Origin of the sequence: Pseudoalteromonas sp. FUC4 (genome assembly GCF_008370255.1) — a bacterium.
In the GTDB taxonomy this organism is placed as follows: Bacteria; Pseudomonadota; Gammaproteobacteria; order Enterobacterales; family Alteromonadaceae; genus Pseudoalteromonas.
This window is the reverse complement of the sequence record NZ_SEUI01000001.1, coordinates 160,008-182,995: the sequence shown is the minus strand read 5'-3', so window position 1 is coordinate 182,995 and position 22,988 is coordinate 160,008. Positions and strand designations below refer to the sequence as shown.

The 22,988-nt window shown below is 40.4% G+C and carries 22 protein-coding genes; 7 read left to right on the top strand and 15 right to left on the bottom strand.

Features of this window, described 5'->3' with window-relative positions; translation table 11 throughout:
• The first annotated feature begins 8 nt into the window (after positions 1–8).
• The 3 genes from cydX to cydC are packed head-to-tail and all read left to right on the top strand — an operon-like array spanning position 9 to position 3,694.
• Complete coding sequence (gene cydX, locus EU510_RS00875; protein ID WP_008133888.1) at positions 9–173, top strand: cytochrome bd-I oxidase subunit CydX; 165 nt, start codon at positions 9–11, stop codon at positions 171–173.
• Complete coding sequence (gene cydD, locus EU510_RS00870; protein WP_149591852.1) at positions 163–1,956, top strand: thiol reductant ABC exporter subunit CydD; 1,794 nt, start codon at positions 163–165, stop codon at positions 1,954–1,956. Before cydX ends, cydD begins: the two co-directional genes overlap by 11 nt.
• The gene (cydC, locus tag EU510_RS00865; protein WP_149591851.1) at positions 1,949–3,694 is read left to right on the top strand and encodes a thiol reductant ABC exporter subunit CydC; all 1,746 of its coding nucleotides are present in this window, start codon (positions 1,949–1,951) and stop codon (positions 3,692–3,694) included. The genes cydD and cydC overlap by 8 nt, the downstream gene beginning before the upstream one ends.
• Here cydC and EU510_RS00860 read toward each other — a convergent pair.
• The 14 genes from EU510_RS00860 to rpsB form a co-directional block, all read right to left on the bottom strand.
• Positions 3,677–4,069: a septal ring lytic transglycosylase RlpA family protein gene (locus tag EU510_RS00860; RefSeq protein ID WP_149591850.1), complete on the bottom strand. Its 393-nt coding sequence runs from the start codon at positions 4,067–4,069 to the stop codon at positions 3,677–3,679. The two genes, cydC and EU510_RS00860, sit on opposite strands and share 18 nt — an antisense overlap.
• Before the next feature lie 146 nt (positions 4,070–4,215).
• Positions 4,216–4,986: an acyl-ACP--UDP-N-acetylglucosamine O-acyltransferase gene (gene lpxA / locus EU510_RS00855; RefSeq protein WP_149591849.1), complete on the bottom strand. Its 771-nt coding sequence runs from the start codon at positions 4,984–4,986 to the stop codon at positions 4,216–4,218.
• 2 nt (positions 4,987–4,988) lie between these two features.
• Entirely contained in the window at positions 4,989–5,441 is a 453-nt protein-coding gene (fabZ, locus tag EU510_RS00850) for a 3-hydroxyacyl-ACP dehydratase FabZ (protein WP_002958310.1), read from the bottom strand.
• Positions 5,442–5,467: 26 nt separating this feature from the next.
• A complete protein-coding gene (gene lpxD, locus EU510_RS00845) occupies positions 5,468–6,490 on the bottom strand; it encodes a UDP-3-O-(3-hydroxymyristoyl)glucosamine N-acyltransferase (protein WP_149591848.1) in 1,023 nt (340 codons plus the stop codon).
• A 7-nt stretch (positions 6,491–6,497) separates the two neighbouring features.
• On the bottom strand, positions 6,498–7,016 hold the full coding sequence (locus tag EU510_RS00840) for an OmpH family outer membrane protein (protein WP_149591847.1): 519 nt from the start codon (positions 7,014–7,016) through the stop codon (positions 6,498–6,500).
• 11 nt (positions 7,017–7,027) lie between these two features.
• Positions 7,028–9,499 (bottom strand): outer membrane protein assembly factor BamA, encoded by a 2,472-nt coding sequence (bamA, locus tag EU510_RS00835; protein ID WP_149591846.1) that lies wholly within the window; start codon positions 9,497–9,499, stop codon positions 7,028–7,030.
• 96 nt (positions 9,500–9,595) lie between these two features.
• The gene (rseP, locus tag EU510_RS00830) at positions 9,596–10,948 is read right to left on the bottom strand and encodes a sigma E protease regulator RseP (RefSeq protein WP_149591845.1); all 1,353 of its coding nucleotides are present in this window, start codon (positions 10,946–10,948) and stop codon (positions 9,596–9,598) included.
• A 1-nt stretch (position 10,949) separates the two neighbouring features.
• Positions 10,950–12,155 carry a 1-deoxy-D-xylulose-5-phosphate reductoisomerase gene (gene ispC, locus EU510_RS00825; protein WP_149591844.1) on the bottom strand — a complete coding sequence of 402 codons (1,206 nt, stop codon included), beginning with the start codon at positions 12,153–12,155 and terminating at the stop codon, positions 10,950–10,952.
• Entirely contained in the window at positions 12,152–13,018 is an 867-nt protein-coding gene (locus EU510_RS00820; RefSeq protein ID WP_149591843.1) for a phosphatidate cytidylyltransferase, read from the bottom strand. Before EU510_RS00820 ends, ispC begins: the two co-directional genes overlap by 4 nt.
• A 19-nt stretch (positions 13,019–13,037) precedes the next feature.
• Entirely contained in the window at positions 13,038–13,799 is a 762-nt protein-coding gene (locus tag EU510_RS00815; RefSeq protein ID WP_149591842.1) for an isoprenyl transferase, read from the bottom strand.
• Between the two features lie 76 nt (positions 13,800–13,875).
• Positions 13,876–14,397, bottom strand: coding sequence for a ribosome recycling factor (gene frr, locus EU510_RS00810; RefSeq protein ID WP_410477402.1), 522 nt, complete (start codon positions 14,395–14,397; stop codon positions 13,876–13,878).
• 49 nt (positions 14,398–14,446) lie between these two features.
• Positions 14,447–15,196 carry a UMP kinase gene (gene pyrH / locus EU510_RS00805; RefSeq protein WP_024596498.1) on the bottom strand — a complete coding sequence of 250 codons (750 nt, stop codon included), beginning with the start codon at positions 15,194–15,196 and terminating at the stop codon, positions 14,447–14,449.
• Positions 15,197–15,354: 158 nt separating this feature from the next.
• Positions 15,355–16,206: a translation elongation factor Ts gene (gene tsf / locus EU510_RS00800; protein WP_002958320.1), complete on the bottom strand. Its 852-nt coding sequence runs from the start codon at positions 16,204–16,206 to the stop codon at positions 15,355–15,357.
• 104 nt (positions 16,207–16,310) lie between these two features.
• Positions 16,311–17,039: a 30S ribosomal protein S2 gene (gene rpsB / locus EU510_RS00795; protein ID WP_002958321.1), complete on the bottom strand. Its 729-nt coding sequence runs from the start codon at positions 17,037–17,039 to the stop codon at positions 16,311–16,313.
• A 271-nt stretch (positions 17,040–17,310) separates the two neighbouring features.
• Here rpsB and map point away from each other — a divergent pair, with 271 nt between their 5' ends.
• The 4 genes from map (at position 17,311) to EU510_RS00775 (ending at position 22,409) form a co-directional block, all read left to right on the top strand.
• Entirely contained in the window at positions 17,311–18,096 is a 786-nt protein-coding gene (map, locus tag EU510_RS00790; protein WP_149591840.1) for a type I methionyl aminopeptidase, read from the top strand.
• A gap of 30 nt (positions 18,097–18,126) precedes the next feature.
• Positions 18,127–20,745: a [protein-PII] uridylyltransferase gene (gene glnD / locus EU510_RS00785; RefSeq protein ID WP_149591839.1), complete on the top strand. Its 2,619-nt coding sequence runs from the start codon at positions 18,127–18,129 to the stop codon at positions 20,743–20,745.
• A gap of 9 nt (positions 20,746–20,754) precedes the next feature.
• The gene (dapD, locus tag EU510_RS00780) at positions 20,755–21,582 is read left to right on the top strand and encodes a 2,3,4,5-tetrahydropyridine-2,6-dicarboxylate N-succinyltransferase (protein ID WP_149591838.1); all 828 of its coding nucleotides are present in this window, start codon (positions 20,755–20,757) and stop codon (positions 21,580–21,582) included.
• Positions 21,583–21,776: 194 nt separating this feature from the next.
• Positions 21,777–22,409, top strand: coding sequence for a hypothetical protein (locus EU510_RS00775; protein WP_149591837.1), 633 nt, complete (start codon positions 21,777–21,779; stop codon positions 22,407–22,409).
• Positions 22,410–22,643: 234 nt separating this feature from the next.
• Here EU510_RS00775 and EU510_RS00770 read toward each other — a convergent pair whose 3' ends face one another.
• Positions 22,644–22,988: a 4a-hydroxytetrahydrobiopterin dehydratase gene (locus EU510_RS00770; protein ID WP_002958326.1), complete on the bottom strand. Its 345-nt coding sequence runs from the start codon at positions 22,986–22,988 to the stop codon at positions 22,644–22,646.

The following is a 22,988-nucleotide window of genomic DNA, read 5'->3' as shown; positions in this document are numbered from 1 at the left end:
ACTAAACAATGTGGTATTTCGCTTGGATTTTAGGTGTACTTTTAGCCTGTACCTTAGGTGTAATAAATGTAATGTGGTACGAGTTTCATCAAAATAAAAACAGCATTGCTGATGATGAACAACCCATGCATGATTTATTAAACGAGGCTAACTCGACTAAAGATGACGACTAACCCCCGACCAGATCGCGCGCAGCAGCAATCACTGCGCGCTTTTTTAAAGCTTCAAAGTAAACCCGCTGCAGTGTGGTTAAAGTTAAGCATTGCACTGGGTACTTTTAACGCATTACTGATGATTGCAGGTGCTTATTTACTGGCTCAAGCTATTCATAATGTAATGTTTGAGGGTAATAGCTTAGCTCAGGTCACTCATTTATTATGGCCCTTAACAGGCGTTATTTTATTGCGCGCGGTGTTTTTAGCGTTAAGTGAGCGCTTAAGTGCATTTGCTGCACTTAGAATAAAATCAGCTATGCGCCAAACACTTCTCCATAAACTCAGCTTACTTGGGCCTAGTTATATAGAACAACACGGCCAAGGCGCTACATTAAACACCCTGCATAATGGCGTTGAAGCACTTCACGACTATTATGCTAAATACTTGCCAGGTGTTGCTTACAGCGCGCTTATTCCGCTGGCAATATTGGTTGTTATTTTTCCGACAGATTATAAAGCTGGGCTGATATTTTTATTAACCGCCCCACTCATTCCTTTTTTCATGATTTTAGTAGGCTCTAAAGCCGAAGCTTTAAATCAAAAACGCTGGAAGCAACTTGCTGTACTGGGCAATTACTTTTTTGACCGCGTACAAGGTTTAACTCAACTCAAGCTATTTAATGCAACACGTACCGAACTTAAGCAAATAGCTAAAATTTCAGACGACTTTAGGCACGCGACACTCGATGTTTTAAAAATCGCGTTTTTATCATCATTTGCACTTGAGTTTTTAGCCACCATTAGCGTGGCACTCGTTGCCGTAATTATTGGTTTTAGACTGTTTTTTGGCACTCTTGATTTTGCCACTGGCTTTGTGGTGCTACTTTTAGCGCCTGAATTTTATTTACCTCTGCGCCAGCTAGGTAGCCATTACCATGCACGCTTACAAGGCATTAGTGCAGCAGCCGATATGGTTGCGATTTTAAATGCACCACTGCCAAGTGACGAAAATACGCCCGTAACTACCAGCGCACCTGAAAACAATTTAACTTTAAATACAATTAATTCAATAAGTATTACCGACCTTAATTTTATATACCCAGGTAGTAACGAAGGGATTAAAAATATAAATTTAACATTGCCAAATAAAGGCTTAATTGCTGTTGTGGGCAGTAGTGGCTCAGGTAAAAGTACGTTGTTTGATTGCTTATTAGGGTTTCACCCTGAGGTGATTAACCACCTATCTATTAATGATCAGAGTTTAAGTGCAACCGATATTACTTACTTGCAAAATAATATTGCATGGATACCACAAAAAGCGACGCTATTTTACGACACCATTGCTGCCAACATTAAATTGGCCAAACCCACTGCCACACAGCAAGAGCTTGAACATGCGGCAAAACAAGCTGGTGTGCTTGAATTTATAAATACCCTACCCGATGGTTTTAACACACTGATAGGTGAGCAAGGCGAAGGACTTTCTGGCGGTCAAAAACAACGTATTGCACTGGCTCGCGCATTTATAAAACAAGCGCCAGTTTTAGTGCTAGATGAACCTACAGCGCATCTTGATAGCCAAACAGAGCTGCTTATTCAAGATGCTATCAATGAATATGCTAAAAACAACTTAGTGTTAGTCATTGCCCATAGATTAAATACCGTTAAACATGCCAACAACATCATTGTTATGCACGATGGGAAAATAGCTGAGCAAGGTGACTTTGAAACACTTGCAGCACAAAATGGTGCATTTACTAACTTACTAAAAACGGCTGAACAAGGGGTAGCGCATGCGTAATTTTATTCGCTTATTAAAGCTTTGTGCTCCTCATTACAAAGCTATGCTATTGGGAACATTTTTAGCGACGATTACGGTATTAGCTAATGTGGGTTTATTGGCTATATCTGGTTGGTTTTTAGCATCAATGGCCGCTGCAGGTATTGCAGGCGTGCAAATGAACTACTTTACCCCTGCTGGTACGATTCGGTTTTTAGCAATTGTGCGAACAGCATCGCGCTATGGCGAACGCCTAGTTACTCACAACGCCACGTTTTTATTACTAAGTGAAATACGTACCAATGTATTTGCAACGTTAAGCAAGCTTAACAATGTTGATTTAGCAATGAGCCGCAGCGCTGATTTAGTTAACCGATTACAAAACGATGTTGACGCACTCGACAAATTTTATTTAAACGTTTTACTGCCTATGCTGGTTGCTCTTTTAAGTGTACCAATCATCATGTTGTTTATGTCGGCCTATAATGGCAACGTCGCACTTATTTGCTTTACTGGCATTATACTTATTGGTGTGGTTATACCTGCCCTACTTAGCGCAAAGCTCACTAAAAACAGCCATAAAGAAACACAACTTAGTGCACAACTCCGCTCTGAGCTTTCAGATACACTCACAGGCCTTAGAGAGCTTAGTATTTACCAAGCCCGTTCGCAGCAACTTAATAAGTGCGACGAATTAAGCGAGCAGTACAATCAGCAATTATTTATTCGCCACAAAGCACTGGCAAACTCAGATGGGTTAAGCTTGTTGGTTGTTCAATTAGCCATGCTTGCTAGCATAGTAATCATAGTGCCACTGGTATACACAAGCAGTATGGTAAATGTAGAACTTGCTATGTTGAGTTTATTTGTACTGGCAAGCTTTGAAAGCGTATTACTACTACCCAATGCGTTTATAGAGCTTCCAAGTGTTTTAAAAGCAGCAGAGCGATTGTTTACACTTGAAGATAAAGCAGCTAGCTCACAAGTTAAAGATACACATGTAGACGATGATGAAAGCTTTAGCGCGCAAAACCACACGTTAGCACTTAACAATATAAGCTACCAATATGGTGAGCAAACAGCGCTTACTAATATCAGTTTTGAGTTAATGCCCCAGCAAAAAGTAGCGATTGTAGGTAGAAGCGGCAGCGGTAAAACAACGCTTGTAAATTTACTCACTGGTTTATGGCCTTTGCAACAAGGCAGCATAACGCTAAACAATCAAAATAACGTTGTTGACTTACATTCGTTAAATAATGATATACGCGCAAGTGTGATAAATATACTCGCCCAGCAGCACCATATCTTTGATGGCACATTAAGTGAAAATTTACGTTATGCCGCGCCAAATGCAACTAAAGAGCAAATGATTGAAGCGCTCGCATTAGCTCAATTGAGCCCATGGTTTAGTGAGCTAAAAGAAGGTTTAAAAACACGATTAGGCACTGGCGGGCGTAGCGTATCGCAAGGCCAGTCTAGACGTATAGCCATTGCCCAAGCATTACTTAAAAACCCTGCTATTTTAGTACTTGATGAACCAACTGAAGGTCTTGATAATCAATCTAAGCAAGGGGTAATGCAAGCAATAATGCACGTTATGAATAACGCCAGCGTGCTGACAATTACGCACGACCCCGCTCTACTTGCTCAAATGGATAATGTTGTATGGCTAGAAGGCGGCAAAGTAGTTGCACAAGGCTCTCATAAAGAGCTAAGTGGCACTCATCCCGACTATGTTGCGCTAACTACCCGGTTTTAAAACCGTTACTGATACATCAATAACGCCGACTTTAGGGTCGGCTATCTTTTTAAACATACTCTTTGATAAATCAATAATACGACCTCGCACATACGGGCCTCTATCGTTAATTTTTACCGTGACTGATTTGTTATTAGCGAGGTTAGTAACAACCACCTTAGTGCCAAAATCGAACTCTAAATGGGCTGCCGTAGCAGCTTGTTGGCTAAAGCGCTCTCCGTTGGCAGTTGTTCTGCCGTGATATTTATCAGCATAAAAAGATGCTTTTCCTACTTGAGTGATTTCCCCTGTAGATGATTTAACAATAGGTTGGCTACTACAAGCGGCTAAAGCTGAAGTTATAAAAAGAGTGACGACTAACTTAGGTAAACGCATAGGATGACTTTTATTATACAAATTAGACGCATACTAACTTGAGTAGCCTGAGTATTAACTGAATTAGCTTAAAAGCAGGACAATAAAAAACCACCTTCGATTTATCATCTAGGGTGGTTTTTTAATGCTTAAAGCAAAGCCTGTAATTATCTTACGATGCCGCGCTCTGAGCTTTTAACAAAGTCGACCATCAATTTCACAGCAGGATACTTTGCAGCATCTTCACTAAGTGACTCAATAGCTTCTTCAGCACCTAAGCTCTTACGGTAAAATGCTTTATATGCACGGCGTACAGCCATAATTTCATCACTTTCGAAACCACGACGTTTCATGCCTTCTTTATTGATAGCAGCAGGACCTGCTGGCATACCAATAGTAGTAACAAATGGCGGCACATCTTTGTTAACACCAGAATACATACCAATAAATGCATGGTCACCAATTTTACAAAACTGGTGAACTCCCGAATTACCACCTAAGATAACCCAGTCACCTACATGTACATGGCCGGCTACACTTGCGTTGTTAGCAAAAATCACGTTATCGCCAATTACCGCGTCATGTGCAACGTGTGTATAAGCCATGAATAAATTATTACTACCAATCTTAGTAACGCCTTGATCTTGAATTGTTCCACGGTGAATTGTGGCGCATTCACGGATAACGTTGTTATCACCCATGATCAATGTAGTTGGCTCGTTATTGTATTTTTTGTCTTGGCAGGCTTCACCCACAGACGCAAACTGAAAAATATGATTGCCAGAGCCAATAGTTGATGGCCCTTTAACAACAACATGAGACTCAATAATACAGTTATCACCGATAACAACATCATTGCCAATATAGCTATACGGACCAACTGAGACATTGTTGCCTAGTTTAGCGCCAGGTTCGATTATTGCTGTAGAATGGATCACTATTAAAACTCTCTTCTCGCACACATAATTTCGGCACTGCACACTACTTTGCCGTCGACTCTAGCTTCTGCTGCAAACTTCCAAATGTTACGACGTTCTTTTAAAAACTCAACATGAAGATGCATTGTATCACCTGGGATCACTGGCTGTTTAAAACGTGCGTTATCAACGGCAGCAAATAAATATAATTCGTTTTCACTACGATTTTCTACTGTTTTAAAACCTAATAAACCCGTAGCTTGCGCCATTGATTCTAATATTAGCACACCAGGAAAAATTGGCTGATTTGGGAAATGGCCAGTAAATATAGGTTCGTTTATAGAAACATTTTTAATAGCATGTAAAGATTTGCCAGGTGTAAAATCAATAACACGATCAATTAATAGCATCGGGTAACGGTGCGGTAATAAACTTAAAATTTCTTGAATATCAAGGCTATTTAATTCGTTTGCCAAAATAGCATCCTTATTAGTGTTCAACGTTATGACTTAGCCAATGCTTCCAGCGCTTTAAGACGTGATTTCATGTCTGAAAGGTTACGCAAGTGAGCTATTGATTTACGCCATTCTTTGTTTGTTGTATGGGGCATACCAGATGAGTAAATACCTGGTTCGGTGATTGATTTTGTCACCATACTCATGCCGGTAATTATAGCACCATCACATACAGACATGTGACCATTAATTGCAACCATGCCACCAATTTGACAGTTTTTGCCAATGGTAACGCTTCCTGCAAGTACGGTGCAGCCCGCGATTGCGGTGCCTGAATTAACTTCAACGTTGTGTGCTATTTGACACTGATTATCGATAATAACATTGCTATGAATAATGGTATTGTCCAGTGCGCCACGATCAATTGTGGTACTTGCACCTATTTCAACTTTATTACCTATGATCACAGAGCCAAGCTGAGGTATTTTTACCCACTGCCCGCGCTCGTTCGCATAGCCAAACCCATCACTACCTACAACACTATTTGCTTGAAACAAGCAATCTGAACCAATTTCAACATCGTGATAAATAGTCACACTAGGCCAAAGCTTAGTGCCAGAACCTATTTTAACATATTCGCCGATAAAACTGTTCGGACCAATTTGCGCGTTGTCACCAATCACTGCATTAGCTTCAATGACTGCGTTAGCACCAATAGCGGCGCTGTCACTAACAATCGCTGTTGAATGAACAGTGGCACTTGGATGTATACCCGTCGAGGCTGAGCGTGGTGTAGTATCCATAAATTGCGCTAATTTTGCGTAACTTACGTACGGATTCGCAACAATAATTTTGCTACCACTAAAGTACTGAGCATCGGCTTGGCTTACTATTACAGCGCTAGCTTGAGTAGTTTCAAGTTGCGAGCGATATTTTGAGTTCGCTAAAAATGCAATATGCCCAGAATGGGCATTTGCAAGTGTCGCTATTTTTTTTATTTCTAAAGCGCCATCACCCTGAAGTTCGGCGCCTAGAAGTTCCGCAATTTGCGAAAGCGTATAATTTTGCATAGAGTGATTATTTCTTACTAACTGCAGCTACAACTTTAGACGAAAGATCAGTTACTTCTTTAGGGTTAAAGTAAATTGTTGTGTCTTTTACCTTAACTTCGTCGAAGTCGCCGTCTTTAGCAATTTCTTCAATTGTTTTGATGATTACACCTTGAACTTTAGCAAGTTCTTGGTTTTGGCGCGCTTTGATTTCTTGCTCTAAAGGACGACCTTGTTCAGCAAGATTTTTTTGCATGCCTTGGATTTTATCACGTAGTGCATCTTTTTGAGCTTGGCTCATAGTGGTACTTTCACGTTTAAATTTTTCAGCTTCAAAACGAATATCGCCTTGTAGCTTTTCAAGCTCTTGACGGCGCTCAGCAAACTCAGTTTGTAAAGACTGTTCAATTTTAGCCATTTGAGGAATTTGCTTGTAGATTTCTTGCATGTCAACAATACCTACTTTATGTGCAAGTGCACTCGCAGAAGTACCCATCATTAAAGTTGCTAAAACTGCTACAGCTGTTGATTTAAATAATTTAGTCATAAAAAACTCCTTTAAAAAGTGTTACTAATGTTAAAGCTGATGGTTTTCGTATCGTCATCTTCTTCTTTTTGCAATGGATACGCAAAACTGATCAGCATTGGACCCATTGGAGAGATCCACTGCAATGAAAGACCGGTTGACACCCTAAAGCGCATAGGGTCTGAATAGTCATCTAATTTAGCACGCTCATCTGGTGCTAGGTTTTGGAAACGGTCTACATTAAACTCTGTATCCCATACGTTAGCAGCATCAACAAAGAAGCTCGTACGTACAGAACTGGTATTTTCTTCGTCTAAGAATGGCGTAGGAACAATTAGCTCCATACCCGCTACTGCTTTAGCATTACCACCAATACGGCCTTGTGGTATTAAAATATCAAAGTCTGATGCACCACCAATGCTACCGGTTGTAGTACCGTCTGCACCAGGCGTACCCGGAATAGACTGCGGTATACGCGATACAGCACGTGGTAAAATTGTATTACGGTCAAACCCACGTAGTTCCATTTCCGTTATACGGAAGTACTCTTGGAACGGAAGTGTTTGCTCATACCCGTTTGTAGAACCATAACCATTACCATAACCAAGTGCTGCACGCGTTGAGAACACCCAGCGGTGATCGTTTGATATAGGCCAGTAAAAACGCGAATCGTAATTCAGTTTAAAGTACTGAAGATCAGAGTTAGGCGTTGTTGCTGTTAAGTTTAGCGTTTGACGCGAACCCGCTGTTGGGAATAAACCACGGTTAACGGTAATACGCGACCAACCAACACTCAGCTCATATTTAGTAAAGTCAAAGCCAGCATCTGGGTTATCTGGATCTAAGAATGTTTCACGAAGTACACGCGTTTGCTCGTACTCTGCAATATCAGAAAGCTCTTCTTTTATCCAACGAGCGCCAAAGTTAACGCGATTTACAGCATCAATTGGGAAACCAATATTTGTGCCTAAACCATAGCTTTTCGATTTATATTCAACAAGACTGAATTTACTTGCATCGTAGTTTGTGTAAAAGATGCTACTACCTTGCGATACACCATCTGGCGTAAAGTATGGGTCTGTATACGATAAGCTTATACTTTCAGAACCTGTAGACGTATTAAGATTTAAACCAATTTGGTTACCTGTGCCTAAAAAGTTAGATTCTGTTACACCAATATTAAACTGCAGACCTAAGTAAGAACCATAAGCAAGGCCAGCATTAAAGCTACCCGCTGATTGCTCTTTTACTGTGAAATCTACATCTACTTGGTCATCCACACCGGGTACAGGCACTACGTTAAAATCAACAGTTTCCATGTAAGGCAAGCGTTGAATTTGCAGTTTTGAACGTTCAAGATTTTGATTAGATAACCATGCACCTTCAAGTTGCGTCATTTCACGACGAAGTACTTCATCAGCGGTGTTTTGGTTACCGCCGACAATAATACGACGAACGTATACACGCTTACCTGGGTTAACCGATAGTGTTAGTTGCACTTCTTGCTTTTCGTCGTCAATTTCTGGAATTGTACGCACTTCAGCATTAGCGTAACCAAAACGGGCTAGGTAACTTTTAATAAATTCTTCAGATGACGTAACTACAGAGCCGTTATAAAGCTCACCCGCTCTAAGTGGGATAACACTTTTAATTAAGTCTTCACGTCCCAGTAAATCACCAATAAAGTCAAAACCTTTAACTTTATACTTTACGCCTTCAGATAAGTTAGCTGTAACGTAAACTGACTCACGCTCAGGGCTTACTGATACTTGCGTTGAATCGATATTAAAACGTAGATAACCACGGTCTAAATAGTAGCTACGGATTTTTTCTAAATCGCCTTCAATGGTTTGCTTTTGGTAGCGATCGCTTCCCATAAACTGCCACCAAGGTAAATCTTGTTGCGACTCAGCAAGCTTTAAAAGCTCTTCATTAGAAAAAAGTTCGTTACCCACTAAGTTAATTTGGCGGATAGAAGCAGCATCACCTTCATCAAACTCTAATTTAAGTTTAACGCGGTTACGTGGCAACTTAGTAATACTGATATCTACTTTAGCGTTGTACTTACCAATACTGTGGAAAAACTCAACCAAACCTTTTTCGATATTATCGATTACGGTTTTATCAAGTGGTTCACCTTGACGAATATCTTGCTGATCAAGAGACTCATTAAGCTGCTCGTCTTTAATATCTTTATTGCCTTCAAACTCAATAAAGCTGATGGTAGGACGTTCCGTTACTTTAAAAATAACGTTGTTGCCATCACGAAGTGCTTTTATGTTGTCAAAGTGCCCAGAACGATAAAGTGACTTTATTGTTTTTGAAATCGTATAGTCATCAACATTATCGCCTACGTTAATAGGAATATGTGTAAGCGCTGCACCGAGTGCTACACGCTGTAAACCTTCAACTTTCAGGTCTTCAACAATAAAGGAGTTTTGGCCTAGGGCTGCAAAACTTGCACCCAATAAACTTGTTATTGCCAAATGTTTTTTTATAGCCATTTTATTATCTTTATCCTTTACAACTGTATTACCGCATAACACCCTACTAATGGTGCTTTACAATCGTGTTCTAATTAGTAATTTGCCACGCTGTAACTACAAACGCGATACATCATTGAACAAAGCGAAACATGTTAGAAAAATGAGTAACAAGGCACCCACTTTAAAACCAAACTCTTGTGTCTTTTCAGAGACCGGCTTTTTACGAAAAAGTTCAATTATGTAATACATTAAGTGTCCGCCATCAAGCACTGGTAAGGGCAATAAATTAAATACACCCAAGTTAACGCTTATTAAGGCTAAAAAGCTTAAAAAGGCCACTAACCCATAGCTTACGCTAGTTCCAGCGCCTACTGCAATGCCCACAGGACCACTTAAATTTTTAACCGAAACCTGGCCTGTAATTAAATTACCAATCATGTCAAAACTGAGTGTAATTAAGCGCCATGTTTCTTTTGTGCCTCGCACGATACTATCGAGCGGGCCGTAATGTCTAGTCTCTACATAACCATCAGGCCATTGCTGCACAACTGGAGCAACACCTAAAAAGCCTTGCTCAATACCGTTATTATCAATGCGCCCTTTAGGGGTTACTGTAATTATTTGTATAGTATCTTGTCTTTTTACACTAAATTGTAAAGATTTGTTAGCTGATTGCGTAATAAGATTAACTAATTGCTGCCAATTGCTTATTGTTTCACCGTTTACAGCCCAAATTGTATCATTAACTTGTAAATTAGCCTGTTCTGCAGCTGAATTTTTAGTCACTGCAGCTATTGTTAAAGTGGCTTGAGGCCTAAATGGCACAATGCCTAACGAACTAAGTGGTGGTACATCTCGCTGCTCAAGTTTCCACCCATCTAAATTAAGTGTTTTAGTACGTGGCTGAAGGTTTTTATCACGCACAATTACCTCAACGCTTTGCTCGCCTAAGTTAGACATAAGCGCAAACGTGGCATCTTGCCATGTCGTTATATTGTCATCGCCAATTTTTATAATATGTTGCGATGGCATAATGCCTGCTTGCTCTGCGCGGCTACCTTCAGTAATGCTTCCTACAACGGGTTTTATCGACTGCACACCCACCATATACATCACAGCAAGGGCAAAAATGGCAAACAAAAAGTTGGCCATTGGACCGGCTGCAACAATAGCAATACGCGCTTGAACAGATTTTGCGTTAAACGATAAATGACGTTGGTTTGCCGGCACTTCATCAACGCGTTCATCAAGCATTTTTACGTAGCCGCCTAACGGAATAGCGGCAATCACGTATTCGGTATTATATTTGTCGTGCCACTTTAAAAGTGGTTTACCAAAACCAATAGAAAAACGCAGCACTTTGACACCCATTTTTCGTGCAACCCAAAAATGGCCGTATTCATGTATGGCCACTAAAATACCAAGCGCTAAAATAAATGAGCCAAGATTCCAAAAAAAATCAAACATATTAATGCGCCACTTTTGTTATAAACTCTGAAGCGCTCATTCGCGCTAATTTATCGCACTCTAAAATTTCATCTAAGCTTTGTACGTTGGTGTACGTTGCAGCTTCAAGCGTTTGTGCATTTATTTTGTATATATCGGTAAAGCCAATCCTACCTTTTAAAAATGCCTCCACGGCTATTTCATTTGCTGCGTTTACTGTTGTGGTAGCACCTTGTCCGGCACTACACGCATCAATCGCTAATTGTAGGTTTGGATAACGAGAAAAATCGGGTTTAGTAAACGAGAAGTCACAAATATCAGAAAAGTTTAATGGTTTAACACCGGCGTTAATACGCTCAGGATACGCAAGCGCATGCGCGATTGGCGTTCGCATGTCCGGATTACCCATTTGCGCTAAAATAGAACCATCGTGATATTGCACCATTGAGTGGATAATACTTTGAGGGTGAATAACCACATCAATATCGCTTGCATCACAATTAAATAACCACTTAGCTTCAATAAACTCTAAGCCTTTATTCATCATAGTTGCAGAATCTACTGATATTTTTTGACCCATAGACCAGTTAGGATGCGCTACGGCTTCGCTAACGGTTACATCTTTAAGCGTATTTATATCGCGCGTTAAAAACGGACCACCAGAACCGGTAAGCAAAATTTTACTTACGCCGTTATCTTGCAGGTTTTTATCGCTTTGTGCATTTTGTAGTGAATGAGGTAAGCATTGAAAAATAGCATTATGTTCGCTATCAATTGGCAACAAAGTGGCTTTATGTTGTTTAACTTTATCGATAAACAACTGACCCGACATAACTAAAGATTCTTTATTGGCAAGCAGTACTTTTTTACCGGCTTCTACAGCGCTAAGCGTAGGCAATAAACCTGCAGCGCCTACAATTGCCGACATAACAATATCAACATCAGGGTGAGCACATAAATCGCTCATTGCTTGCTCGCCGTGCATAACAAGAGTTTGGCACTGTGTATTAGCTAAATATGAAGATAACTGCTCAGCGGCATGCTGTGTTGCCATAATCGCATAAAGTGGTTCGTGTTCAATACACAGTTCAGCCATTTTTTTTGCGTTTTGACCTGCTGCCAAAACAAAAACATCAAATAACTCTTTATTACGCGATATAACATCAAGCGTACTTAAACCAATTGAGCCTGTAGCACCTAAAATAACCAGCAATTGCTTTTGACTCATAAACTAAGAGTCCACGCATAACACATAACAAATATTGGAGCCGCTGCGGTTAAGCTATCAATTCGATCCAAAATACCACCATGCCCAGGTAAACAACTACCACTATCTTTAAGGCCGGCTTCGCGTTTAAACATGCTTTCAAGCAAATCACCCACAGCAGAAAACAACGCAATAAATGCAGCCATTATCGCGTAGATAGGCCAAACACCTAAATCAACATCGGTAAAGTGACAAAATGCTAATACAAAAATAATAGAAGCGACTACGCCGCCCGCTAACCCTTCAATTGTTTTATTAGGGCTTACTTTGGGCATAAGTTTATGTTTACCAAAGCTCTTACCTGAAAAATAAGCACCAACGTCTGCACTCCACACAATGCCAAGTACCACTAAAATAAGTACAGAGCCAAAATGTGTAGATTCAGCATATTGCGCGCTACGTAGTGTATTTAGTGCAAGCCATAATGGCACAAGCGTGAGTAACCCAGCAATGCCGCGCATGACTAACCCTTCATTCCACGCTTTAGACATTTCTGGGTAGCGCCAAATTAAATAGCTAGCAACAATCCACCAAGCAAATGAAAGTGTAAATACGTAATTTGCATCACCTACCAGCTTGCCGTTCTCCCACAATGACTCAATAGGCCAATGCAAATTAAGCAGACCAAGTAAGGCGGCAATGAGTACGACAAAAGCACCTCGCTTAAGCTTGCCGCATAAGCCCATAAATGCTGACCATTCCCATGCACCTAGTAATACAATTGCACCCGCAAAGTAACTAAATAACGTTAGCGGTGTATAAAAAACCAAAGCCAATGCTAATGGAGCTAGCACGAGTGAGGTTAAAATTCGTTGTTTTAACAAAATGTGACCCTTATTCTATTTAGGTTTGAGCGAGTAATTGTTTTATTTGTTCGCCCGTACAACCAAAACGTCGCTCTCTGGCAACGTAACATGCAATGGCCTCAGCAAATGCTGCTTCATTAAAATCAGGCCAAAGTGTCTCGGTAAAGTAAAGTTCTGCATAAGCAACTTGCCATAGTAAAAAATTACTAATACGAACATCGCCACCAGTGCGAATAAGTAAATCAGGCTCTGCCTGATCTGCCATGCTCATATGCTGTGCTAAGCGCTCTTCTGTAATATCTTCTGCGTTAAGTGTGCCCTGCGCAACTTGTAAAGCAAGTTGTTTAGCCGCATTAGCCATATCCCAACGACCACCGTAGTTAGCTGCTACATTTAAACACAGCCCGGTATTATTTTCAGTCAGCTTATGCGCAGCGTCTACCTTGCTACGTAACCCTTCAGAAAATCGTGATAAGTCTCCAATAATGGTCAGTTTTACATTGTTTTTATGAAGCTTTTTAACTTCCTTTGTTAAAACAAATAAGAAAAGCTCCATTAAAGTGTTTACTTCGTCTTCTGGGCGGCGCCAGTTTTCACTACTAAAAGCAAATAAGGTTAGCGATTGTATCCCTAATTTAGTACAAAACTGAACAGATTGACGAACTGCGTCTACGCCTTTTTTATGTCCATACACACGAGGTCTATTTCTAGCTTGTGCCCAACGTCCGTTCCCATCCATTATGATAGCTACATGTTTGGGTAAACTTTGCTGTGAAATTGTATCAGCATCTAGAACCATAAATATTGACTATTCCATAAAAAAACGCCGCCTAGTATACCCCAGACGGCGTTTCAAAACTAATAAAATTAGCTGTTTAGATTTCCATCAATTCTGTTTCTTTAGCCGCTAATAGAGTATCCATTTCTTTAATAAACTTATCAGTAAGCTTTTGAATTGCATCATCTGATTGACGCGCTTCATCCTCAGAAATATCTTTCTCTTTTAGCAAACTTTTTACATCGCCATTCGCATCACGACGAATATTACGAATAGCAACACGGCCGCTTTCTACTTCAGCGCGTACAATTTTAATTAGGTCTTTACGACGTTCTTCTGTCAGTGGAGGAAGTGGTACGCGAATAACAGTACCTGCCGACATAGGGTTTAAACCTAAATCTGACGCCATAATTGCTTTTTCAACAGCTTGCGCTAAAGACTTATCAAATACACCAATAGCTAGTGTACGAGAATCTTCAATTGTTACGTTAGCAACTTGATTTAAAGGCGTTGGTGCACCGTAGTACGACACCATAATGCCATCTAAAATTGCAGGATGTGCACGACCTGTACGAATTTTAGATAATTGGCTACCTAGTGCAGTTACACTTTTTTGCATGCGCGCTTGCGCATCTTTTTGAATATCGTTAATCACGGTTTAATCCTAATTATTTGATTATTTCATCTGAGGCTTGTGAAGAAATAAGTGTTCCTTCTTCTTCACCCATAATTACGCGTTTTAGCGCGCCTGATTTATTCATATTAAATACGCTCAATGGCATATTGTGATCGCGGGCTAGAGTAAATGCCGCTAAATCCATAACTTTTAATTCTTTTTCAATGATTTCATTGTAGCTTAAGTGGCTGTAAAGCGTCGCTTCTGGGTTTTTAACAGGATCATCACTGTACACACCATCCACTTTAGTCGCCTTAATTACTGTATCCGCTTCAATTTCGATACCGCGTAAACACGCTGCAGAATCGGTAGTAAAAAATGGGTTACCAGTGCCCGCTGCAAAAATAACAACGCGGCCAGTTTTTAATAAACTAATTGCTTCAGCCCAGTTATAAGCGTCACATACACCATTTAGCGGAATAGCCGACATTAAACGACAGTTTACAAATGCACGGTGTAGCGCATCACGCATTGCAAGGCCATTCATAACCGTTGCAAGCATACCCATGTGGTCGCCTACTACGCGGTTCATACCTGCTTCTGCAAGTGAACCACCGCGTAAAAAGTTACCTCCACCAATAACTAAACCCACTTCTACGTCAAGCTCTACTAGCTCTTTAATTTCTTGTGCCATACGGTCTAAAACTTTTGGGTCGATGCCGAAGCCTTCGTCTCCCATTAAAGCTTCACCACTTAATTTGAGAAGAACACGTCTAAAAATAGGTTTGCGATTGATAGTCATAGTATAGGGGCCAACTTTTATTGAATTATGGATAAAAAATAACCGCGCTTATGTTAAACATAAAAGCGCGGTTATTTTAAAGAATTTCTAGCTGTGAAGCAAAACCAAATAGTACTTTAATTGCATCTAATTTCCTTTTGCATCACAAATAGTTAATCTTACTGACCTTTAGCAGCTGCAATTTGAGCAGCAACTTCAGCAGCAAAATCTTCTTCTTTCTTCTCGATACCTTCACCAACTTCTACACGTACAAAGCCAGTAACTGTTGCGTTTTTCTCTTTAAGAATATCGCCAACAGATTTTTTAGGTTCCATGATGAAAGCTTGACCAGTAAGAGAAACCTCACCAGTAAATTTTTTCATGCGACCAACAACCATCTTCTCAGCGATTTCAGCAGGCTTGCCTTCATTCATCGCGATTTCGATTTGTACTTGCTTTTCTTTTTCTACAACGTCAGCTGGTACGTCTGAAGGAGTTAAGTACTCTGGACGTGAAGCAGCAACGTGCATTGCAACGTGCTTAAGTGTTTCTTCATCAGCAACACCTGCAACAACAACACCGATACGGTCGCCATGACGGTACTCAACTAGGTTTTCACCAGCAATGTACTGTAGACGACGTACGTTGATGTTTTCGCCAATTTTAGTTACTAGCTCAACACGGTCTTCTTCAAACTTAGCTTGTAAGTCTTCGATAGTAAGAGTGTCAGCAATTGCAGCTTCAGCAACTTTATCAGCAAATGCTAAAAAGCTTACGTCTTTTGCAACGAAATCTGTTTGACAGTTAACTTCTACTAGTACTGCAACACCAGCGTTTTGCTTGATGATGATAGTACCTTCAGCAGCAATGTTACCTGCTTTTTTAGCAGCTTTAGCAGCGCCACTTTTACGCATGTTTTCAATCGCTAACTCGATGTCGCCATCAGTCTCAGTTAACGCTTTTTTACAATCCATCATGCCAGCGCCTGTGCGCTCGCGTAATTCTTTAACTAGGGCAGTAGTTACAGCCATTAGTAAATCCTCAAATCTGAAATCTGGTTTAGATAAGCGGGTTACCCGCTCTACAAGAATAACAAGTCTTCACCTTAAAAAGATGAAGACTTGATGATAGCTAATTACTCAGCTTCAACGAAATCGTCTTTCTCAGCTTGAGCAACGATGTTATTCTCGCGACCTTCAGTGATAGCAGCTGCAACAGCGCTAGTGTAAAGGCTTACAGCACGGATAGCATCATCGTTACCAGGAACGATGTAATCAACGCCGTCTGGGTTAGAGTTAGTATCAACGATTGCAACAACAGGGATACCTAGGTTGTTTGCTTCACGGATAGCAATGTGCTCGTGGTCAGCATCGATAACGAAAAGCGCGTCTGGAAGACCGCCCATGTTTTTGATACCACCAAGGCTCTTTTCAAGCTTTTCCATTTCGCGGTTAAGCATTAACGTTTCTTTCTTAGTTAATTTCTCGAAAGTACCGTCTTGGCTTTGTGCTTCAAGGTCTTTAAGACGCTTGATTGATTGACGTACAGTTTTCCAGTTAGTCAACATACCACCTAACCAACGGTGATTTACGAAGAACTGATCGCTTTCTAAAGCAGCTGCTTTAACTGCGTCGCTTGCTGCGCGCTTAGTACCAACGAAAAGAACTTTACCTTTGTTTGCTGCAGCACTTGATAAAAACTTAAGTGCGTCGTTGAACATTGGTACAGTTTGCTCAAGGTTGATGATATGTACACGGTTACGTGTGCCGAAGATGAAAGGCTTCATCTTAGGGTTCCAGTAACGTGCTTGGTGACCAAAGTGAACACCAGCTTGAAGCATATCGCGCATTGAAACGTTTGCCATTTTATAGATCCTCTATAGTTGTTTAGGGTTAGGCCTCCACATATCCCATAGCACCAACACCGAAGTAATTAAACTTCAAATGCACCCAAGTGTATGTGACGATACGTGTGTGTGTTAAAATAAAATTGTGTTTGCCTTAAATACAAAAAATCATTTAAGAATTTATTTGTAAAAAGACGGCGCGCTTTATACCATATTAAAATTAAATACTCAACGTCGCGTGCAAAATTTGTTCGGCGACAAATGTTAGAAACTCAACTTTGGAGCCTCAATGAGCGCTATTATCAAGACCCCTGAAGAAATAGAGAAAATGCGCGTAGCTGGGCGCTTAGCGGCCGATGTACTTGAAATGATCGGCCCTCATGTAGTGCCGGGTGTTACCACCGATGAGCTAAATACACTTTGTCATGATTATATTGTTAATGTGCAACAAGCAATCCCTGCTCCGTTAAATTATCATGGCTTCCCAAAATCAGTTTGTACGTCAGTTAATCATGTTATTTGTCACGGAATTCCAAATGACAAAGCATTAAAAGAAGGCGACAGCGTAAATATTGACGTCACTGTCATTAAAGATGGCTACCACGGCGATACTTCTAAAATGTTTCACGTTGGTACACCAAACATCCAAGCTAAGCGTCTTGCAGAAGTAACACAAGAAAGCTTATACCTTGCTATTAAAATGGTAAAACCTGGTGTGCGCTTAGGTGATATTGGCTCTGCTATTCAAAAATATGCAGAAAGTTTTAATTACTCTATTGTTCGTGAATATTGCGGCCACGGTATTGGCACAGGATTTCATGAAGAACCACAAGTAATGCATTACGGTAAAGCGGGTACTGGCGAAACTTTAAAAGCGGGCATGTGCTTAACAATTGAGCCAATGGTTAATGCGGGTAAACGCCAATGTAAGCTTCTTAAAGATGATTGGACAGTAGTAACACGCGACCGTAGTTTGTCTGCACAGTGGGAACATACTTTATTAGTGACTGAAAATGGTGTTGAAATTTTAACGCTACGATCAGATGATACTATCGACAGGATCATAGAACACTAATAATAAATAAGAAATTAGGAGCCAGCCCACGTGGCATTACCCAACAAAGTAAAAAAGTTGCTCAGCGATGCTGAGCAACTTAGTGATTATCGCGATTGTTCTAGCTATTTTTATAAATGGTTACATAACGAATTTTCTAAACAACCGGTTGGGAATTTAATTAATGCCCGGGCTGAGTTTATTGACCGCCTACTAATTAAGCTTTTTCATGTTTACGACTTAGCGCGCGAACCTGATTTAGCATTAATAGCAGTAGGCGGATACGGACGAGGGGAGCTACATCCCTACTCCGACATCGACTTTTTATTGCTTGTAACTAAACCGCCAAGCGAAGAAATATGCGAAAAAATAGGCCAGTTTGTCACCATGCTATGGGATCTCAACTTAGAGATTGGTCACAGCGTGCGCACGATAGAACAAGCCATTGAGCAAAAACGTGAAGACGTTACTTTTGCCACCAGCTTACTCGAAAGCCGCCTTATTTTTGGTAATCATATTGAGTTTGAAAAACTCAAAACGCATATTCTAGAAACACCCGTATGGCGCTCCGGTGAGTTTTTTACTGCCAAAGTTCAAGAACAAAACTTACGCCATAAAAAGTGCCACGGCACCGCGTATAATCTTGAGCCAAACATTAAAGAAAACCCCGGTGGCCTGCGCGACTTACAAACCATTATTTGGGTTGCAAAAAAGCACTTTAGAACCGAAACCCTGCAAGAGTTAATAAGTCACGGCTACTTAACCCATGAAGAGTTTCAAGAGCTTTCTGAGTGCCTAGAGAACCTATGGAATATTCGCTTTGCACTGCATCTAGCAGCAGGTCGGGCTGAAAACCGCTTATTGTTTGATCATCAACCCCAAGCCGCCGAAATTTTAGGTTTTGGTAGCGATGGCAAAGCATCGGTTGAGCGTATGATGAAACGCTTATTTAGAATAATGAGCCGCGTTCGCGAGCTTAACCAAATGCTACTTTCATACTTTGAGCAAAGTATCATGCCCGAAAGTAGTGAAAAAACGGTGATAGAGCTCGACAGAAACTTTGAACAAGTGGGCCATCAAATACGCGTAAAAGATCCATCTGTATTTTTTAGACGTGACCAACTTTTTGTATTGTTTGAGCACATAGCAGACAACCCTGCAATAACGCATATTTACCCAAGCACTATTCGTACAATTCGCCAAGTACGCCGCCGTTTATTGGGGGATTTACAAGATTATGCAGCCTGTCGTGAAGCCTTTTTACGCTTAGTTAAACACCCTAATGGTATGGGCCGCGCATTTACGCTTATGCACAAGCACGGCATGCTTGCTGCCTACTTACCGCAGTGGCGTAATATCTTTGGGCAAATGCAGTTTGATTTATTTCACGCCTACACCGTAGATGAGCATACTCACAAATTAATCAAAAATATTTACGAATATTTTGATAAAACAGGCATTAGCGAGTTTCCTATTTGTAGTGAAATAGTCACTCGCATGGATAAACCAGAGTTACTTTATTTAGCCGGTATATTTCACGACATTGCTAAAGGCAGAGGGGGAGATCACTCAGAACTTGGCGCTGTTGATGCTATAGCCTTTGCTAAATTACATGGTTTTTCATCCTCTGATGCAAAATTAGTTGCGTGGCTTGTAAGTAATCATTTACTTATGTCGGTTACCGCGCAGCGTAAAGATATTAACGACCCTGCTGTAATAAAAGACTTTGCAACACGTATTAAAACAGAGCGCCAACTCGATTACCTATATTGTTTAACCGTTGCCGACATACGTGCAACCAACGACAACTTATGGAACGATTGGAAAAACACCCTACTGCGTGAATTATACTTGCACACGCAACGCGCATTACGCCTAGGGCTTGAGAACCCAATGGATCAGCGCGACCAAATTCGCGATAAAAAGCACCAAGCTAAACAACGTCTACTCAACTTAGGTTACCCTGAGAATAAAATTGATTTAATTTGGAGTCGCTTTAAAGCCAACTACTTTACCGCCTTTAGCGAACAACAAATATCGTGGCAAAGTGAGCATTTATTAAGCAGTACCGATTTAAGCCAACCCAGTGTAATTGTATCTAACAAAGCAATGCATGGTGGTACACAAGTATTTGTATACAGCCCTTACTCTGGAGCACTATTTGCAAGATTAGTGAGTGTAATTGGCTCTAAAAAAGCACAAATACAGCACGCGCAAGTACTGACCACCAAAGACGGTTATGTCCTATTCAGCTTTGTAATACTTGAAGTAAGTGGCGACCCTATTGCAAGTGGTCGAGCGCAGTCAATTAAACGCGGGCTTGAGCAAGCACTTAGCGATCCGCGTAAAAAAATTCGCTTTAAAAAGAGCCGCTCTCAACGCTTTAAAGATTTTAATATTAAGCCTAAAATTGTACTGCGCCCACATGCACGTAAAGATCGCAGCTTAATAGAAATTCAAGCCGTCGATATTCAAGGTTTACTAACCAAAATAGCCGAAGTTTTCCAAGCGCATTTACTACACATTCACGCTGCCCGTATTACCACGGTAGGTGAACGTGCCGAGGATTTCTTTGTCGTATCTAATAACGAATACCAAGCGCTGACTGATGAAGAGCAAGCAAAAATTCATCAGGCATTACGTAAAAAATTCAACGCCGAAACAGAATAGAGGACACACATGTCAGATTTAAAAACGATGATCGAAAACGCATGGGACAACCGCGATAGCATTAGCCCAAGCACAGTATCAAGCGACGTAAAACAAGCCATTATTGACGCACTTGATTTACTTGATAGCGGCGCAGCACGCGTTGCTGAAAAAATATCGGGTGAATGGGTTGTACACCAGTGGCTTAAAAAAGCGGTTTTACTGTCGTTTCGTATTCGCGACAACCAACCAATGAACGACGGCGTAAACCAGTTTTACGACAAAGTACCACTTAAATTTAGCGACTACACGCCAGAGCAATTTCAACAAGGTGGTATGCGCGTAGTACCAAACGCAGTAGCGCGTAAAGGCAGCTTTGTAGGTAAAAACGTCGTACTTATGCCATCGTACGTAAATATTGGCGCATATGTTGATGACGGCACCATGGTTGATACATGGGCGACCGTAGGCTCATGTGCACAAATTGGTAAGAACGTACATTTATCAGGTGGCGTAGGCATTGGCGGCGTTTTAGAGCCATTACAAGCCAACCCAACTATCATTGAAGACAACTGCTTTATTGGCGCACGTTCTGAAATTGTTGAAGGCGTAATTGTTGAAGAAGGCGCGGTAATTTCAATGGGCGTTTACATCAGCCAAAGCACCCGTATTTATGACCGCGAAACTGGCGAAATTCACTACGGCCGCGTACCAGCAGGCGCAGTAGTTGTACCAGGCGCACTACCTTCAAAAGATGGCACCCACAGCCTTTACGCTGCAATTATCGTGAAAAAGGTAGATCAACAAACACGTGAAAAGGTAGGCATCAACGCCCTACTTCGCTCGATTGATGATTAAAAAGAAGCTTTTAGCTGATTTTTTTAAACGTAGGTTGGGTTGAGTGAAACGAAACCCAACAACACATAAAAGTTAAGTGTTCTAGCAAAAGTGTAATTGTATATTAAAAGCTCTAGGCTGTTGGTTTGGAGCTTTTATTATATAAATAACTCGATTGAAATATTTACTTATAAAAAACATTAATTAGAGCATGCATGGAAAAACTAACAAAAAGATTAATAATTTTCTTACTAATAGGAATTATTCTAACTGTCGCCCCTTTAATTTATTCTTTTAAACCTCAGCTTTCTAGCAATGTGGAACACTGGGCTTTTATCGCTTCTTATCTTGGTGGAATAATGTCGCCCTATATAGCGGCACTAGCTTTGATTGCTTTACTTTCTACACTGAAACAACAATCAGACCAAATAACCCTATTGAAAAAGCAAACTCAATCTAGTCAAATTGAAACTATGCTTAGCAAAATAGAATGTGACTTTGCAACACCTTTAAAAGAAACTTTATTAAACCTCAAAATTCGTGGAAAAGAGATCAATTACACTTTCTTAGACCCTATCACTGCTTTGGCCTTTCCTGAATGGGAGAAAGTAATTCCAAATATTGATGATTTAGATCCAAGTAAAGAATATGATTATTTGAGTCAGGAAATTATGCAATTAGATTTATATACTTCCGCAAGTTCATATTTGAAGTTAATTAAAGTTTATTCAGAAAAGCATGAAGATATAACTGGCTCTAATATATTATCTGCTTATTATAAAAAAAAGTATAAAATCCCTTACAAAAGGCTTCATCAGAAAGGTTTTTTTAATGAGCCTTGGGAGTAGCAATATAACTATACTCAAGATACTAACGTTATAAACAACGAGCCTTTTACATTACCTTTGAACACAAAGTCTTTCAGATGTCCGTTGGGTTTCGTCTCACTCAGCCCAACCTACGGCAATAAATTTAACTTCGAGCAGCTCGTCACTGATAGCTGACAACTAGAAACTTCCATTAAACCAATAAAAAAGCACTTATAAAAATAAGTGCTTTTGGGTTTGCTCAATTAATTTTTATTACAGCGCGTTAAATACGTCGTCAGTTTTAGCTGCGCAAATAAAGTCGTTTTTGTGTAGGCCTTTAATTGAATGGCTCCACCACGTTACAGTTACTTTTCCCCACTCGGTTAATAAACCAGGGTGGTGGCCTTCATCTTCTGCCATGTCGCCCACTTTGTTAGTAAACGCGATAGCTTGTTTAAAATTTTTAAATTTATAAACACGTTCAAGCTGCATAATGCCGTCGCGTACTTCTGGTACCCAATCTGGGATTTTAGTAATTAATTGTGCTAACTCTTCGTCAGATACTTTTGGCGCATCTACATGACAGGCTTCGCATTTTTGTGCACTTAATGAAGACAT

Excerpts from the sequence above, each read along its gene's own strand:
- pyrH (WP_024596498.1), bottom strand. The coding sequence starts at position 15,196 with ATGACTATCAATCGCAAACCTATTTTTAGACGTGTTCTTCTCAAATTA.
- EU510_RS00860 (WP_149591850.1), bottom strand. The coding sequence starts at position 4,069 with ATGCGTTTACCTAAGTTAGTCGTCACTCTTTTTATAACTTCAGCTTTA.
- tsf (WP_002958320.1), bottom strand. The coding sequence starts at position 16,206 with ATGGCTGTAACTACTGCCCTAGTTAAAGAATTACGCGAGCGCACAGGC.
- rpsB (WP_002958321.1), bottom strand. The coding sequence starts at position 17,039 with ATGGCAAACGTTTCAATGCGCGATATGCTTCAAGCTGGTGTTCACTTT.
- cydC (WP_149591851.1), top strand. The coding sequence starts at position 1,949 with ATGCGTAATTTTATTCGCTTATTAAAGCTTTGTGCTCCTCATTACAAA.
- rseP (WP_149591845.1), bottom strand. The coding sequence starts at position 10,948 with ATGTTTGATTTTTTTTGGAATCTTGGCTCATTTATTTTAGCGCTTGGT.
- map (WP_149591840.1), top strand. The coding sequence starts at position 17,311 with ATGAGCGCTATTATCAAGACCCCTGAAGAAATAGAGAAAATGCGCGTA.
- lpxD (WP_149591848.1), bottom strand. The coding sequence starts at position 6,490 with ATGCAAAATTATACGCTTTCGCAAATTGCGGAACTTCTAGGCGCCGAA.
- EU510_RS00815 (WP_149591842.1), bottom strand. The coding sequence starts at position 13,799 with ATGGTTCTAGATGCTGATACAATTTCACAGCAAAGTTTACCCAAACAT.
- EU510_RS00770 (WP_002958326.1), bottom strand. The coding sequence starts at position 22,988 with ATGTCTTCATTAAGTGCACAAAAATGCGAAGCCTGTCATGTAGATGCG.
- EU510_RS00840 (WP_149591847.1), bottom strand. The coding sequence starts at position 7,016 with ATGACTAAATTATTTAAATCAACAGCTGTAGCAGTTTTAGCAACTTTA.
- frr (WP_410477402.1), bottom strand. The coding sequence starts at position 14,397 with ATGCAAAAAAGTGTAACTGCACTAGGTAGCCAATTATCTAAAATTCGT.
- ispC (WP_149591844.1), bottom strand. The coding sequence starts at position 12,155 with ATGAGTCAAAAGCAATTGCTGGTTATTTTAGGTGCTACAGGCTCAATT.
- EU510_RS00775 (WP_149591837.1), top strand. The coding sequence starts at position 21,777 with ATGGAAAAACTAACAAAAAGATTAATAATTTTCTTACTAATAGGAATT.
- dapD (WP_149591838.1), top strand. The coding sequence starts at position 20,755 with ATGTCAGATTTAAAAACGATGATCGAAAACGCATGGGACAACCGCGAT.
- cydD (WP_149591852.1), top strand. The coding sequence starts at position 163 with ATGACGACTAACCCCCGACCAGATCGCGCGCAGCAGCAATCACTGCGC.
- bamA (WP_149591846.1), bottom strand. The coding sequence starts at position 9,499 with ATGGCTATAAAAAAACATTTGGCAATAACAAGTTTATTGGGTGCAAGT.
- cydX (WP_008133888.1), top strand. The coding sequence starts at position 9 with ATGTGGTATTTCGCTTGGATTTTAGGTGTACTTTTAGCCTGTACCTTA.